The 16,112-nt window shown below is 38.9% G+C and carries 14 protein-coding genes; 1 reads left to right on the top strand and 13 read right to left on the bottom strand.

From position 1 onward, the window contains the following. Positions 1 to 14: 14 nt before the first annotated feature. The 3 genes from BCL90_RS01560 to BCL90_RS01550 all read right to left on the bottom strand — a co-directional run bounded on the left by BCL90_RS01560 (position 15) and on the right by BCL90_RS01550 (position 3,762). Positions 15 to 1,865, bottom strand: coding sequence for a M56 family metallopeptidase (locus BCL90_RS01560; protein WP_121282204.1), 1,851 nt, complete (start codon positions 1,863 to 1,865; stop codon positions 15 to 17). Between the two features lie 32 nt (positions 1,866 to 1,897). Further along, complete coding sequence (locus BCL90_RS01555; RefSeq protein ID WP_121282203.1) at positions 1,898 to 2,287, bottom strand: BlaI/MecI/CopY family transcriptional regulator; 390 nt, start codon at positions 2,285 to 2,287, stop codon at positions 1,898 to 1,900. A gap of 620 nt (positions 2,288 to 2,907) precedes the next feature. Then, positions 2,908 to 3,762: an NAD(P)-dependent oxidoreductase gene (locus tag BCL90_RS01550; protein WP_121282202.1), complete on the bottom strand. Its 855-nt coding sequence runs from the start codon at positions 3,760 to 3,762 to the stop codon at positions 2,908 to 2,910. Positions 3,763 to 3,933: 171 nt separating this feature from the next. Here BCL90_RS01550 and BCL90_RS01545 point away from each other — a divergent pair, with 171 nt between their 5' ends. Beyond that, the gene (locus BCL90_RS01545) at positions 3,934 to 5,037 is read left to right on the top strand and encodes a DNA alkylation repair protein (protein ID WP_121282201.1); all 1,104 of its coding nucleotides are present in this window, start codon (positions 3,934 to 3,936) and stop codon (positions 5,035 to 5,037) included. On the opposite strand, the gene BCL90_RS01540 is transcribed toward BCL90_RS01545, so the two are convergent. From BCL90_RS01540 to BCL90_RS01495, 10 genes are all read right to left on the bottom strand, one after another. Next, positions 5,026 to 5,484 carry an NUDIX domain-containing protein gene (locus tag BCL90_RS01540; RefSeq protein WP_121282200.1) on the bottom strand — a complete coding sequence of 153 codons (459 nt, stop codon included), beginning with the start codon at positions 5,482 to 5,484 and terminating at the stop codon, positions 5,026 to 5,028. The two genes, BCL90_RS01545 and BCL90_RS01540, sit on opposite strands and share 12 nt — an antisense overlap. Positions 5,485 to 5,625: 141 nt before the next feature. Then, a complete protein-coding gene (locus BCL90_RS01535) occupies positions 5,626 to 5,817 on the bottom strand; it encodes a hypothetical protein (protein WP_113947856.1) in 192 nt (63 codons plus the stop codon). 71 nt (positions 5,818 to 5,888) lie between these two features. After that, entirely contained in the window at positions 5,889 to 7,973 is a 2,085-nt protein-coding gene (locus BCL90_RS01530) for a glycoside hydrolase domain-containing protein (protein ID WP_121282199.1), read from the bottom strand. Between the two features lie 554 nt (positions 7,974 to 8,527). After that, the gene (locus BCL90_RS01525) at positions 8,528 to 9,046 is read right to left on the bottom strand and encodes a DUF2911 domain-containing protein (RefSeq protein ID WP_121282198.1); all 519 of its coding nucleotides are present in this window, start codon (positions 9,044 to 9,046) and stop codon (positions 8,528 to 8,530) included. A 133-nt stretch (positions 9,047 to 9,179) separates the two neighbouring features. Beyond that, positions 9,180 to 9,707 carry a class I SAM-dependent methyltransferase gene (locus tag BCL90_RS01520; protein ID WP_244095027.1) on the bottom strand — a complete coding sequence of 176 codons (528 nt, stop codon included), beginning with the start codon at positions 9,705 to 9,707 and terminating at the stop codon, positions 9,180 to 9,182. A gap of 187 nt (positions 9,708 to 9,894) precedes the next feature. Then, a complete protein-coding gene (locus BCL90_RS01515) occupies positions 9,895 to 11,589 on the bottom strand; it encodes a sodium:solute symporter family transporter (protein ID WP_121282197.1) in 1,695 nt (564 codons plus the stop codon). A gap of 167 nt (positions 11,590 to 11,756) precedes the next feature. Continuing rightward, positions 11,757 to 12,182: a putative toxin-antitoxin system toxin component, PIN family gene (locus tag BCL90_RS01510; protein ID WP_121282196.1), complete on the bottom strand. Its 426-nt coding sequence runs from the start codon at positions 12,180 to 12,182 to the stop codon at positions 11,757 to 11,759. Continuing rightward, a complete protein-coding gene (locus BCL90_RS01505) occupies positions 12,163 to 12,384 on the bottom strand; it encodes a hypothetical protein (RefSeq protein ID WP_121282195.1) in 222 nt (73 codons plus the stop codon). The genes BCL90_RS01510 and BCL90_RS01505 overlap by 20 nt, the downstream gene beginning before the upstream one ends. A gap of 57 nt (positions 12,385 to 12,441) precedes the next feature. After that, the gene (locus BCL90_RS01500; RefSeq protein ID WP_121282194.1) at positions 12,442 to 14,910 is read right to left on the bottom strand and encodes a PIG-L family deacetylase; all 2,469 of its coding nucleotides are present in this window, start codon (positions 14,908 to 14,910) and stop codon (positions 12,442 to 12,444) included. Positions 14,911 to 15,003: 93 nt separating this feature from the next. After that, positions 15,004 to 16,107 carry a M20/M25/M40 family metallo-hydrolase gene (locus BCL90_RS01495; protein WP_121282193.1) on the bottom strand — a complete coding sequence of 368 codons (1,104 nt, stop codon included), beginning with the start codon at positions 16,105 to 16,107 and terminating at the stop codon, positions 15,004 to 15,006. Positions 16,108 to 16,112 lie beyond the last annotated feature (5 nt).

The raw sequence follows: 16,112 nt of genomic DNA, 5'->3' as shown, positions 1-16,112 counted from the left end.
GCGCTTTTAGAAAATTAGTTTTTGTTATTTTCGATCAGGAAGTTATACATCAGCGAATGGTTATCATTTTTCAAAAACCTCTTTCTGTATTTTTTCTGAACGTCGGTATTTTGTTTTACACCGTTTACCATCAATTCATCTTTATTGAGTTTGTACGACAACTTACTGGTACTGGTAATAATGCCGTCTTTCATCAATTCCCGATTGATATCGTTGGTATAATCATGTCCGTCACCATTGGTTACGGTTTTTGAGGTAACGGTACGCTGTGAACTGGTTCTGGTACTGCCGTTTTCGCTATAAACAGGTGGAGTTGGCGGCGTCGGAGGAGTTGGAGCGCTTGCAGGTGTAGCAGGTACAGCAGGAACTGCCGGCACAGCAACTGCAGCTTTCGGTGCTTTTGGCGCCTTTGGTGGACGAGGTGCCGTTTGTATTATTCCATAACCTTTCGATTTATATTCTTTTGCCCATTTCCTGTATTCTTTTGCATCTTCAGCAGCTTGTTTAGCATCGGCAATAGCCTGCTTACGGTCCAGTTCGGCTTGCTTAGCATCAATAACAGCTTGCTTAGCGTCTTCCCTGGCCTGTTTTACATCGTCCAGCCTTGCCTTTTCATCATCTAATCTGGCTTTTTCATCTGCTTGTATTGCCTTTATATCTTCTTTCGTTTGTTGTTGCTTTTCATTCAGCTTTTTCAGTTGACTGTCCAATTTTGCATTGATCTCCTTTTCCAATTGATCGGCAGATTTCCCTTCAACAGGTTTAGATTTTTTCGTTGTATCCTGTAAAACCTGTATTGAAGTGGATATTTCTTTTCTGGTAACTGTTTTTGCATGGCCAACGCTTTTAAAGGCGGCACTGCAAACCACTACCGATACCAGGGCGATGGTTAATATTGTTTTTTCCATTTTGTTTAAAGTTGAATTAGTGTTGAATAACATCCTGCTTGCACGATGTAGCAGGCTACCTTTCTTGCCCGTTATCGCCATGGCGTAAGCAGGTGCACGCTGCTTAAACTCCTGACAGAATATGAGGGCCTGAACGTAATTTTTGCGATCGCTTACACAGGCAATGGCCAAATCATCACAGCAATGTTCGCGTTCTGTTTTTATTAATTGTGATACCCAGAGTACCGCCGGGTTAAAGAAGAAAACGATTTCAATAAAACTTTGTAATATGTTTACCAGGTAATCTTTACGTTTAATATGGGCCAGTTCGTGAGAAAGAATCGCCTCAACCTCGGCGTTTGATAAGCCGTTAAGTAAACCTAATGGAATTAGAATTAAAGGCTTGAAGTGTCCTACCACCATTGGCGCTTGCGCAATACCCGATTGCATGATTTTAACAGGTTGACTTAAACCCAGTTTTTCGGCCAGTACAGCTAATTTTTCATCCCATTTTTTACCAGCAGCATAGGTTTTATGTTTGCGTAAATGGCATACACCATTTAAACCCACCATTAACTGAATGCTTTTCGCACATATAATTAAAAACCATATCAATACAATCTGATAAGCATAAGCATTCCATAAAAAAAGAATTTTGTTGAGGCTCGAATACATGTCGAGCTGAACGTTTGCGATTATAGGCGTATTAACAGTTCCATTGGACAGATTAATTATAACCGTAGTACCTGCAGGCTTTTGCAGTTCCTTGTAAAAACTGAAAAAAATTGCCACAACGAAAAACATCAAACAAATAGTGAGTAAGTTATAGCGTGTTGAAGCACTTGCCTTTCGGGTAGTAAACATAACTAAACCGGCCAGCAAAGCCAATATTACACCTAGCCATAACGAGTGGAATAATGTTGCACCAAGGGCATGCAGCCAGTTTTCAGGTAAAAGGTTAATTAACTTAAATTCCATCTTTGTGGTTCTTTAGAATCTGTAACTATTAATTATTCCATGCTATCCAATAGCCGCTTAATCTCTTCGATTTCCTTTTTTGATGTTTTCTCATTCCCCAAAAGCTGCATCATCAACTGCGACGCAGAACCTTTGTACAATGTATTTACGAAACGATCCAACAACTGCACTTTTGTTTTTTCTTCAGCCTCAACAGGAATATAAATGTGTTTCATTTGGCTTTCATCACGTTTTAATATCCCCTTTTCGGTTAAGATCTGCATCTGTTTTAGGGTTGAGGTATAATTTACCTCCCGTTGCTCGTTCAATTTATCGTTTACAAACCGAACTGTAGATGGGCCAAACTCCCATAACACCTGAAGAATTTCTAATTCAGCTTTGGTAGGTTCAGGCAGATTATTTTCAGTTTGATTACTTTTCATATTTTAAAGGTACGATATTTTTCGTACGATACAAATATTAGGTTTTTTATTTTTATTTTTTTTATTAAAAACTCATTTAAAGCACTTTAAATAAAAATAAATTAAAGAGATAGTAAGGTTTTTCTTTCTAAAAAGAAATATATTATTATTTTGAGCGCAAGACCGGTACAAAAAATCAAGTTTCTTCCCGTTTTACGCTTTTACGCTTCGCTGCCTCGTTCCTCGTTGCTGCAGGGTAACGCTGCAACCGGGGCTAGGTGTCCACAGCAGCATTTCAACTGTTGGGTTGTAGGGTGCACAAACCCTGGTTTCTAAACCCGATTGGAGCGGATAGCCCGGAGCGCAGCGAGGACTATAAGCGAAAGCGGGGCTGAAATCCTCCAAAAACAATAGACCATTCATTTCCTAATGCTAATAACGAGTAAATAGTTTTTACTACATATAACCTATCTATTTCTGTCGGTGTGACACCAACCAATAGAATAATATCATTAAGTTAAGCAGAAGTGTTGTCAGTCTGAGCCTGTCGAAGACCTTTAATTGTCGAAAAATGTAGCAACTCCAAAAACAAAAAAATTGTCCTTCGACAGGCTCAGGATGACAAAATTTATAAACCTTTTCTACTCTTTAACCTGCTTAATTACGGCAATCAAATCTTCCTCTCCATATTTGGCGGTTGCTGCCTCAAAAGTATTTAATGCGGTTTTGGCCAAAGGTGAATCAAGTCCGATTGCTTTGGCCAGGTTTAAATCTTTTACAATATGTTTAAGGGCAAAAGTAGGCTTATAATTATCGGCTATAATGGCATCACCTTTAATTTTGGTGAAGATGTTGGCTATAGCGCCATTATTGAGCAGATTAAGCAGGTCTTCAGTTTCAATTCCTTGCTGATTGGCAAATACTACGGTTTCAGCCAAACCCTGGGTATACAAAGCCAATAGTGAATTAATGGCCAGTTTAGCCACATTACCTGCACCTGTATCGCCCAGGCGTACTGCCATTTTACCCATTTTTTCGAGTATGGGTTTTACCTGTCCGAAAGCAGTCTCATCTCCACCCACCATAATCACCAATTGTCCTGTTTCTGCTTGTTTTACACTTCCTGAAACCGGTGCATCTAAATATTGTGCTCCTTTTTCTTTACACAGCGTGTCCATTTCTTTTGAAATAGCAGGAGAAACAGTACTCATATTGATCACGATTTTACCTGAAATTTCTGCGCTAAAAAGGCCTTCCGGTCCGTTAAAAATCTGTTTAATTGCAGCATCATCAGATACCATTAATATAACTACCTCTGTTTGGCTAACCAGATTTTTAGGTGTTTCGGCAATTGATGCGCCGATTTCTTTCAAAGCAGTTTCTTTATCCTTACTTCTGTTATAAACGGTAACTGCATAATCAGCTTTTATCAATTGTTCCGCCATTGGGATCCCCATATTGCCCAAGCCAATCCAACCTATTTTTGTTGTGTTCATATCGTTGTTTTTATGATAAACAAATGTGGTAAAGAAAAAGCTGAAATTATTTAGCAGTTGGTAAAAATACTACTGCAAATGATTTATTTCGAGTTCGGAGCATTAAAATACTAACAAAATTAGTAAATTAGTCGCAAATAAAATTTGATAGCATAAAAGCAATTCGCAAATATGGCCAGCCTACTGAAAGATTTATACTCTCCTACTTTTTATGATCGTTTAAGCAATGCCTTAGCGTTTAGCATTCCAAAATTTGATAAGGGAAAATTTATCAAAGTGATTTTTATTCCTGAATTTGAATCAAAGGAACTTAAAGAGCGGATGAAACATACCTCGAAGGTTTTGCATGGTTTTTTACCCGAAGATTATCCACAAAGTATCGGGCTGATCAAAAAAACAATTACACAATTAAGGATCCAGGGAATCGGAGAGGATGGCCTGGCGTATATGTTTTTACCTGATTATATCGAAACCTATGGCATTGATGATTTCGAAGTCTCTGTGGAGGCCCTCGAATTTGTAACCCAGTTTGTAAGCTGCGAATTTGCGGTGCGTCCTTTTATATTAAAGTACGAAAATCAGATGATCTTAAGGATGCAGCAATGGTCGCTGCACGAAAGCCATAAAGTGAGAAGATTAGCCAGCGAAGGCAGCCGTCCGCGATTACCCTGGGCTATGGGAATCCCCTTTCTGAAAAAAGACCCTACATCCATTTTACCTATACTAGAAAATCTTAAAACAGATCCATCAGAATATGTAAGACGGAGTGTTGCCAATAGCTTAAATGATATTGCAAAAGATCATCCCCAGGTTGTTTTAAACATTGCGAAAAACTGGTCGGGTTTGAGTGTCGAAACAGATGCCATTATTAAACATGGCAGCCGTACATTACTTAAACAAGGCCATGCCGATATCCTTAAACATTATGGTTTAGATGATGCAGGAATTTTATTAAAAGATTTCAAAATCTTAACGCCTCAGATCAAAATTGGCGAAAGCCTGGAATTTTCGTTTTCTGTTCTGAATGAGAATCCAACTGAGCAAAAAGTGAGACTGGAATACGCTATTTACTACAAAAAACAAAATGGGCACAACACCAAAAAAGTGTATAAAATTTCGGAGAGAGTTTACCCTGCTGGTGCAACAATAAATATCATCAGAAAACAAAAATTTGTGCTGATTACCACACGTAAATTTCATCTGGGCGACCACCAGATTTCGATGATCATTAACGGTGCCGAAAAGGAAATTTCACATTTTGAATTAACGGCTTAGTTTGGATTTTAATTCATCAAGTAAAGCAATTTGCTTTTCATTAACGTATTTAACCGCATCGGAATAGGCAAACCACTGGGCTTTATCTATTTCGGCAAAACTTTGCCTTTTACCCGATCTTGGCGGCCATTCTATTTCGAAGGTATTGCTGACAATTGTTGAGGGATCAAGTTCTCCCTCTACTGCCCAGCACAATACTTTTTTACCTCCCTTTTGTACAATAGGCATTAGTTCGATGAAGTCGCCGGCTAAATTTTGGCCTGTTTCCTCTTTAAACTCACGGATGGCAGCCGTTAAAGCTTCTTCATCTTCATTTAATTCTCCTTTGGGCACTGTCCAAAAGCCAAGATCTTTTTTCGCAAAGAACGGTCCGCCAGGGTGAACCAGGAAAAATTCTACCTGTTGATCTTTTCTTCTGAAGAGCAATATTCCGGCGCTTTGTTTCATAAGGGTAAGGTAGGAATTGTATCCAAAGAAGTCAAGTTTTAAAAACTTGACTTCTTTCAAATCAATAAAAAAGCAGCCAGGTTTATTAAATCCTGGCTGCTTTATATAATCTGGTATGATGAGATTTTTGGGAGGCGTTTTTTACAACAATCCGTACAAACCGTGAGCATAGTTCCTTAATGATGACGATACCGTCTTCATCTTGTCAGGTGATGGGCCTTTTACTTTATACGCTTCGGGATGAAGTTCTAAAGGCTGTTCATTAACTTGTTCTAAGGTGCTTTTGTTGCCTAGTGTTGCATTTTGTTCTTCGCTTAATTTTAAAGGTGCCATGATCTTGAATTTATACTATTAACAACAGAAATATGCAGAATTAGTTTGTCGTTTTGTGTTAATTTTTTAAATTATTTTTCAAGATCCGAAATCCAGTTTTCGGTATCCGAAATTTTAACCGGAACAGCCGAAGCAACGATTTTCAACACCCCTCCTGAATTAATATCTTCCTGGGTGATAAAGTTCTTTTTAAAAGGCTTTCCGTTAAGAAAAACAGCCTTAATATATTTGTTTTTCAAGCTAAAATTTTCAGTTTCGATGGTAAAAGTTTTCCCTTTTGGCAGGTTATAGCTTAAAGATGGAAATAAAGGCACATTTAAATAATAAATCGGCCAGCCTACGCAGGCAGGAGAAAAACCACTTGCAGCAAATACATACCATGCACTCATCGCACCAGCATCATCATCCATCGTACGCAAATAAGCATCTGGCTGGTTTCTGTAAATTTTACCGATATAACTACCGATTCCGCGGCTGTTATCGTTAAAATAATTTTGGATTACCGTATCAGCTGCCAATTGATGCATCCAATACTGCGATTTATAACCAGACTTGGTTACATTATACATCAATGGCACCTGCAAATCGGGTTCATTGGCATGGTTGTATAAATCGCGGGCAAAAAATTCATCCAGTTTTGCCAGATAAGATTCCTCTCCCCCGTCCAGGTCAATCAATCCTTTAAAATCGTAAGGCACAAACCATCGGTATTGCCAAATGGTACCCTGATATAAACCACGGGCTTGCATACGGTCAACATCATTTTTGGCCATGTCTTTAAAGTCCTTATTCCAATATTTCTTGTATTCAAGTGCTTTATTGAGATAAAAACCTGATTTTTCTTTATTCTTTAAAATCTTAAAGATTTCTGCTAAAGCCCAGTTATCGTAACTCGATTCTAAAGCTTTATCCGGCGATTTATAATCCAGACCATTTACTTCTTTCACTAGCGAATCAGCAATCTTATTAAAATCTACCGGATAACCTTTTCGATAGGCATCGAGCAAAACCACTATAGCATGTTCAGAGCGTACCGTATTTGATGGCTCATTCTGACCGGCATAATCTTTTTTACCTGAGTTATACAGATCGGCAATAGAACTCACCATTCCGGCATACCTATCTTGTTCAATTAACGAAAGCAAAGGTAATTGCGTCCGGTAATTATCCCAGATGGCCCAGCCATTGTAGCGGATTTCTTTATCTTTCTGAATTTCGCCTTTTGTATTGCGGTAGGTTCCGTCGGCCTCAGAAATCACATAAGGCGACTGCATGGTACGATATAAAAGTGAGTAGAATAACCTTGCACTTTCCAGGTCGCCATTTACAGCAATTTTAGAAAGATTTGTATTCCAATCAGCTTTGCTTTGTTCTTTTACAGCATTGAACGGATTTTTATTGAGAGACGCTTTTGCAGCCTCGACACTTACCGACGAAAGTGCAATGTTGATTCCCACTGAGGTCAGTTCTCCTTTGAGCATGGCCATCATTTTATGATCATCTACTACTTTCCACGATACATTATCGCCAATTTCCATATAGTAAAACAACTTATATTTACCTGCTCCACAAGTTGTTTTCGAGGTAATCCATCCACTTAGGGCATTACCATTTACCTCGTGCGATTCGGCTACAAAAGCACCATTAAAAGCATACCCCAAATCGAGATAAAAACCTTTATTGCCTTTTGGAAATTGATAGGCATGCTTCCCGGCTTTGCCCAATACGGTAAAACTGGCTTTAATTTTATTTTCAAAACCAACTTCATAGTATCCCGGACTAGCTTTTTCTTCAATCTTAATCAGCTCCGACTTCGCCGGATCACTGCCTAAAAATGGTTTGATGAAAATATTACCACCCGAACCCTGACAGCCTACGCCTTCGAAACGGTTGTGTGTAAAACCTTCAAATTTCTTAGCGAGATATTCGTAACCGGTATGTGTTTTGGGATAAGTCTGCGGACCAATGCTCAACATGCTAAAAGGAGCCGATGCAGCCGGCGACATCTGCCCATGATCGGCAGAAGATCCTAAAAACACGTTTACCTGATCTACAGGCTTTGCCGTTTTAACGGAAAACATCTGTGATTTTTGTTGTGCTAAAACGTTTAATGAAAGAAGCGGTAATAAAGTCAGTAGTTTAATAGGGAACTTCATTATAATGTGTGGTTTTAAATCGGCCTAAAATAACATTTTAACATGAAGTTGATATTATGTGTTAGGTTCTTTACAGAAGTTGTTGGTCTGGATTTGTAATCCCGCCCCCTCATGTTAGTTCTACAAGTTTTAACTGTTTGTCAGGATTATAAATCCTAAGCGCTTAACACGGGATTGCAAATCCCGACTAACATTAGAAAAAGCTTTAACCAAATATGATTTTTTTATTTTGGAGCGCAAGGCCTGTATAGCATAAGAAGTTGCTTCCCGTTTTTTGCTTTTACGCTTCGCTGTCTCGTACCTCGTTGCTGCAGGGTAAACGCTTCAACCGGGGCTAAGTGGCAACAGCAGTATTTCATTTGTTAGGTTGCAGGGTGCACAAACCTTTGTTTCTAAACCCGACAGCAGCGGCAGCTCCCGATTTTTCATCGGGACTATAGCGAATGGCGGGACTGCAAACTACCAAGAATTACTGCACGGTCATTTCCAAAAAAATAACGCATAAAAAAGCCGTCCCAATGTAAACATGGACGGCTCTTAATAATTTTATTTTATTACTTTATAGTAACCGGAACAGAAATTTTATCCCATTCCAAAGCAAATCCGCTTTTGGTAATTTTATAAACTAAACGCTCTTGTGTAGCTTTTAAGGCTTTGGTTTTAACATCAACACGCAAAGCATCTTTAGCTTCTTCGTATTTGTAAGCACCCCATTGTTTTGGTTCTTTGTTAAAAATAGCTGTCCAGGTTCCGCTTTCTTTAGGGATTAAAAAGAAGCTGTATTTTCCTGCCGCCAAAGGTTTACCTTCTACCACGATATCTTTATCGGTTTCGAAAGTAGTCGCCTCGTTTGCACCTGCACGCCATACTTTATCAAAGGCTTCTAAACCGCCCCAGATTTTACGTCCTTTTACTGCCGGACTGCTGTAGTTAATGGTAATGGTTGCACCTTTAACTTTTCCTGTTGCAGTTGCTGCAGGACTTGGTTTAGGCTGAGCATCTTGTGCCATTGCACTTACAGAAACGGTAATTGCTGTAAATAGCAACGCGATTGATTTAATCATCGTTTTCATAGAATTATATTTATCTGTTTTTGTTGTTTTTGATTTTACGAATTTATGGCTTTAGGTTGATAAAAACTATAATGCTAGTGTCGAAAAAAATTCAGCAAAAATTTACTGTCTCTGCGTTATAGATTTAGCTGTATTATTTCTTTCTTCCAACAAATCTGATTACTGAGCCCAGGCCGTTATGAAACACACCCTCCTTCAGTTCAACTTCTTTTTCTTCCAGTACAATAATCTCATAATTTTCGAAATCAGTTCTTATTTCCTCTATTGAGAATAACATATCAATTTCTTTTGGTCCGCCAACTTTTTCATTTTTGGCAAGATAATCAAGATGTTGCTTGCTAAAAGCTTCGAAAATAAGTAATCCGCCCTCGCGTAAATAATTGCTTAGTGTTTTGTGGTAGGTTGATTTGATTGCCGATGGAAAGTGAGCATAAATTAAGGCAATGGCATCAAACTGTTCAGCTTTATAGTCCAGTTCCCGAAGTTCGCCCACCTGGTAATCAATGCTAACGTTATTGTTTTCTGCGAGTTGAAGTGCTTTGTTCTTTCCTTCAATACTGATATCAAAGGCCGAAACCTCCCAACCGAGTTTAGCTGCAAAAACAGCATTTCTGCCTTCGCCTTCTGCCGGAAAAAGTATTGTTCCGGTCTCGAGTTGCACCAACTGCTCTTTTAAATAGTTATTCGGTTGTTCGCCATAAGCAAACTCATCAGTACTGTATCGGTCATTTCACCGATCAACCCAAGCTTCGTTCATATTTAGCGTTATCTATTTTGTCGAAAATAAAGGTATTACATTTTAGGCTTGTACTCGGCAATTCAATATCTGTTGCACGTAAAAATTAACTTTATCTGTCGGCTATGGTTTTGGGGTTAGCAAACAAGAGGCCAATTATCGAGAACATAATCACGGTTGCTGCACCGATTACATTGAGCCAGAGGAAGGAAACAATATCAAACTCATAGACAGCGACAACGGCAATTTCGGATAAGATAGCCGAAATAAATACGATTGGTCCGTTTATCTTTTTAAAATAAAATGCCACTAAAAAAATACCAAGAATTGGTCCGTAGAAAAGTGAACCCAGTACATTAACAGCTTCGATTAGCGAACCCATTTGTGTAGCAAACATGGCAACAGCTATTGAAAAAATGCCCCAGGCTAATGTATGCAAACGGCTATATTTCAGTTCGGTTTCGTCGTCTACTTCTTTTTTAACAAAAATGAGGTGTATATCTTTTAAAGAACAGGCAGCCAGCGAATTTAACGCAGCTGAAATAGAGCCCCAACTGGCCAAAAATATGACGGCGAAAAGCAGGCCGATCATCCCAACCGGAAGGGTATTTTTTACAAAGTATAAAAAGATATAATTAGTATCGGTTTTCTCTGCATTATAATTCGATTTGTTGATGGCCTCTTCTACCCTGCCATGCAGTTCTTTCACCTGTTTTTGCGTTGATTTAAAATTTTCTATCGAAGAATTTAGCGATGGTGATTGCTTTTCCTTTTCTTCAAGAATATTTTTTGATTGCTGGTTAAATTTCTGCGCTAATGCATCGTGTTCTTTCTCGAAAGCTGCAGCTTGCTGAGGCTGAGTTTCTTTTAAATACTGGTAGGAACGCTCATTGAAATAAATCGGTGCCGGCTTTAATGAGAAGAAAGCAAATAATAACGCACCGATTAAGAGGATAGCAAACTGCATCGGTATTTTAACCAGTCCATTCAACAGTAATCCCATTTTAGCATTGGTATTGTCCTTCGCGGTAATGTATCTTCCCACCTGGCTCTGATCTGTGCCGAAGTAAGAAAGTGCGAGAAAAAACCCTCCAATTAAACCACTCCAGATATTGTATTTATCCTTCCAGTCGAAATCTGTGGTAATTACATTCAACTTACCCGATTTTCCGGCCAGGTAAAGTGCATCTTTAAATCCGATTCCATTAGGCATATGCTGCACCAAAAGGTATCCGGCGAAGGCCATGGTACCCAGGATAATCAAAAACTGTAGTTTTTGTGTATGTGCAATTGCTTTTGCGCCACCTACATAGGTATAAATTAATAAAATGCCGCCTGTGAGGATATTGGTTAGGTAAATATTCCAGTTTAAAACGCTCGAGAGGATAATACTTGGTGCATAAATACTAATACCGGTTGATAATCCACGCGAGAATAAAAATAACAATGACGTTAACACCCTTGTTTTTTTATCAAAACGGTTCTCCAGATATTCGTAGGCTGTATATACATTTAACCGTTGAAAAATCGGGATGAAAGTAATGCAGATTACAATCATCGCCAAAGGCAGTCCAAAATAATATTGCACGAAGCGCATCCCATCAGTATAGGCCTGACCAGGCGCTGATAAAAAAGTAATGGCACTAGCCTGTGTAGCCATAATCCCTAATAGCACAATGTACCATGGCATTTTATTATCGGCCTTTAAATAGGATGCATTGCTTTTCTGCCCGCGACCAATAAAAACGCCATAGGTTACCACAGCAAGTAAAGTAAATATCAGTACAGCCCAATCGATATTACTCATGCCCAGAATTTAGTAAACAGGTAATAAAATACAATCTGAAATACCAGCGCAAGTGCCAAAAGGATATACCAGTTATTCCAGTTTTTGAATTGATTTTTCATTTTTAAGGACAACATTCTGAAAAATCAGATCACAAAACAACAACGACATTCAAAAGTTCTGATCCGTTATATTTTGTTAACCTCATCTTCAAAAAATGATGAAATTGTTTTAATATTTGTATTGCCGATCTTTTCTATCATCAATAAATCCTGATCTCCAGTTAATAAGAAGTCAGCTTTCCCATCAACTGCGAGTGAAAGTAAAAAATTGTCCTTTGCATCCCGACAAATTTCAATTCTAGATTTGACTACAATGAATTCTCCATATTCATCTATAGTTTCAAGTAATTCTTCAATGTCTGTTTGAGCAAAATAACGCCTAAACTTTGGGCGCTTAACAACTTCAAGAAATTCTTCTAATAGTTCTTGGCTAAAGATTAAAATGCTCTTTTTCGAGAAAATTATTTCATCAAGCCTGGAAAAATCTTTTGAGATTAGAAAGCTAATCCAAAGATTAATATCTAGAATGATCCTACTTTTCAGATTTCGCATAACGTTTAGCTCTAACCAACTCTACTTCATTTGTTATTTCTTCGAATGTAGGGATGGTTTGAGATTTGGAGCGTAGTTTTTTCAATACCTCTGCAAATCCATTTTTGGAAACATCTTGAATAGCAATAAGCTTTAAAGCAGCTAAGTCTTTCAATAACTTAGTAGCTTTTGGGTTTAATATGTTAATTCGCATAGTGTCCATATATCAAATTTAAATAAAAGAAACCAATTTTCATTGTTTGCGGCTTTTAGTTATCTTCTATTTCCCGGCCGATAAAAAATTAAAGAACAACCTGGCTGCGCCAACATTTCCGGCGGGCAATTGTCTAAAAAATGCCAGAGGCGTATAAATGAAATTTCCCTTGCCATATTTTGCATACAAGGTAGATCCTTGAAGCGGCTCTTCACCGGTATCGTGCATCTCAAAAAGGGGTTCATATTTGGCATCCCATTTATCAGGGAAATAAGCTCCACGCTCCTGCACCCAGCCTTTAAAATCCTCGGCAGTGATTTTATTCGGATAATTTAAAAGTTTATGGTTAGGATTCAAGAATTTAACCTCCGCATTTTCTTCGGTGACCCTCTTGCCACTAATCGAGAATGGATAAATCCCGAAATCCTGTAAGGCCATGTCCTGTGTGGTATTATACTGCATTACAATGGTTCCGCCATTTTCTACATAACTACGCAAAGCAGTTTGCCAGTTTTTAATCCTTTTTTCGGTATTGATCACCCTGACACCTGTTACCACAGCATCGTAAGTGGCCAGTTTTGCAGGGCTTAGGATATCCACTTCTGTAAGTACATCAACCTGTAAACCCGCCTGTCTTAAAAACTCGGGAATCAGGTCTCCTGCCCCTTCAATATATCCAACTTTTTTTGCCAATACCTTTACATCTCCCTTAATCAACCAGGTTGTTGCCGGAACAAAATACTGTAGGGTTGGCAAATGCGGATACTGAATTAATATCTGTCCTTTAGAATATTCATTCGCTTCTGATGAGAAAACCGCTTCAAGCTTATTCTGACTGGTTTTTATTTTGGCCAGATCCTCAACCGGGATCAGAAAATCTTTGGTGGTGATGGTATTTTCTGGCAAATTGATCCCCTGGAAGGTTTTCACAACCTGGTTACCGATCTTAAAACTCACCTTACCATAGTTAATATTTTTGTTTGCTTTTAAACGGAGTGTTACACTTAACGCTTCTTTTTCTTTAGCGAAATAAACAGGCTCGGCAAAACTCAAATCAAGTGGTGGAATAATCCGCAGGGCTTCTACCACATCACCTTTAACAGGATCTAATTTTTTATAAGATAAGGGAAGTTTGATCTCAAATTTTTCATTTTCAATCTTTAGTGACAATAACACATTGATAGGCGATTGCATTTCTGGTAATCCGATTAAGGTATCGTTGGCAACACTGAAAGTCGCAGCATCTTTTGCTGGTTTTGCCAACCAATAAGGCTCGGTAAGTGCTGCATCGACTGGAATCTGAATTTTACGTTCAATGGTGATCAGCGAATCGTTAGACAGATTCCTGTTCAGGTTATCCGTTTGGTTTAACCAGTTTACACGTTCTAACGTTACCGGAGTGGCTGATCTCGAAATTAAATTTAAACGGAAATTATATCCATTGCCTGCTATAGCTTCAGGCTGGTTTGTGACCACCTCACCCATAAAACCTGCACTGCTTAAAATGATGTGATCGATAGCAGCCAGTTTATCTTTTCTCAAGGCTACATCCTGTAATTCTGCAATTTTCTTTCTAAGCATCAACAGCCCATGCAGGCTTTTATCAGGCTGGTTGTAATTAAAAGATAACAAAACAATATCAATCAGTTCATCAATATCGGCTATACCTTTATCTGACCAGTTCATGTTTAACCCATCAAAAAGAGTTCTCTTAGCTGGATCGCCTAAAACATTGGTAAAATATTCAGAACGTACACCGGCCACCGATTGTGTTCCGGCTCCCTGGCTTTTATGCAGACTTCGGCTTAAACCGGCCAACTCGCCATAACCCATGCCCAACTGGGCATCATACTGTCCAACAGTTGCCTTTAATTGATTTTCTGCGGTTGTATTAACCGAACCAAACCTAAAGGTGTTCCATAATAGTCTTTTTGGCTGCCAAACAGAAACATACTTCAGCTGATTAGGAAACATATTTTTATCGGCAGCAGCCTTAAATGCTTTTTCGGCAACAACTGCAGAAGCTGCGTGCTGTCCGTGCCCTGCAGCAGCAGTTGGCGGGAAACGGCAGATAATCACATCGGGTCTGAATTTTCTGATCACCCAAACCACATCTGCAGTAATGCTATCGGCATCCCACTGTTTAAAAGTATCATTGGTATTCTTAGAAAAACCAAAATCAATTGCCCTGGTGAAAAATTGTTGCGCACCATCTAATCTACGGGCTTCTAAAAGTTCGTGTGTTCTGATCAGACCCAATGCCGCACCTTGTTCGGTACCCAAAAGATTTTGCCCGCCATCTCCCCTGGTAAGTGATAAATAAGCTGTCTCTACATTTTGATCGTTAATTAACCACGAAAGTAAACCTGTATTTTCATCATCAGGATGGGCCGCTAAATATAAAACCTTAGGCAGGTGTTTTAAGGTTTTGAGTTCTCTATAAATCTCTGAAGATTTTGCCGGGCGAACTTGTTGCGCCGCACAGAACATTACCGGTAAACATAGTGTGAATATGGCAGTTAATCTTTTGAACATATTATTTGTTTTGCGAAATTCAAATATGCTCAAAAAGCTTTTACTTTAGTGCCTCCGAAACGAAAAAGGTACAAAAAATGGCGTTTCTCCGATTTACAATCCTTTAAAAACAGATTCGAGCAGACGGATGTAAAGGCTTATCCCTTCTTCAATTTCTTCAATCAGTACAAACTCATCTGCAGTATGTGATCTGGCCGATTCTCCAGGCCCCATTTTTACAGAAGGCATTGTCAGCCAGCCCTGATCCGAACTGGTAGGCGAAATATAGGTTTTTCTGCCTAGCTTTTGTCCTGCCACTACCAACGGATGTAAAACGTCGATGTTTGAAGGATTAAGCACATTAGGACGAACGTTAAAACTGCACAAGGTATGGTTGATGATGACATTCAGGATCTCCCGTGGGGTATAATTATGATCGAAACGGATATCTACCGTAAAATGGCATTCGCCAGGTATAATATTATGCTGCAAACCTGCATGTATTTCTGTAATAGTCATTTTTACCGGAGCTGGTAAATGGTCTTCAATCGGAAACTGAAAATGTGAAAACCAATCGATATCCCTGATGGCTTTGTAAATAGCGTTGTCGCCTTCGTCTCTTGCGGCATGTCCTGACCGGCCTTTGGCTACACAATCAATTACCATCGAGCCTTTTTCGGCAATAGCCATTTGCATACCTGTTGGCTCGCCAACTATGGCAAAAGAAATGGGTTTAAGGTCATCCAAAATACTCCTGATGCCATTTAAACCCGAATTTTCCTCTTCTCCGGTGGCTGCCAAACATAAATTAAAAGCAAGATCAGTCGATTCATAAAAATAAATAAAGGTGGAGATAAGCGATACCAGGGAAGCGCCCGCATCGTTACTGCCTAAGCCATGTATTTTTTCGTCGTAGATAGTGGCCTGGAAGGGATTTAATGTATATTGCTCATTCGGCTTTACCGTATCATGGTGCGAATTGAGCAGAATAGTCGGTTTTGCATGGTCGAAATATTTATTGTAGCACCATACATTATTGTTTTTGCGGATGGTATTAATGCCATATTTAGCCAGATAAGCTTCTATTTCATTGGCAGTACCCTGCTCTGTACCACTAAAAGATGGTATGGTGATTAAAGCAGACAAAAGTTCTATCGCTTCGTTGTACAATTGGTTTAAATCAGGACAACTGATCAGTTGTTTTTCTACAGTATTCATAGCGG

Origin of the sequence: Pedobacter alluvionis, from assembly GCF_003664035.1 — a bacterium.
GTDB lineage: Bacteria > Bacteroidota > Bacteroidia > Sphingobacteriales > Sphingobacteriaceae > Pedobacter > Pedobacter alluvionis.
The sequence above is the reverse complement of the archived record's forward strand: the minus strand, read 5'-3'. Positions and strand labels throughout refer to the sequence as shown.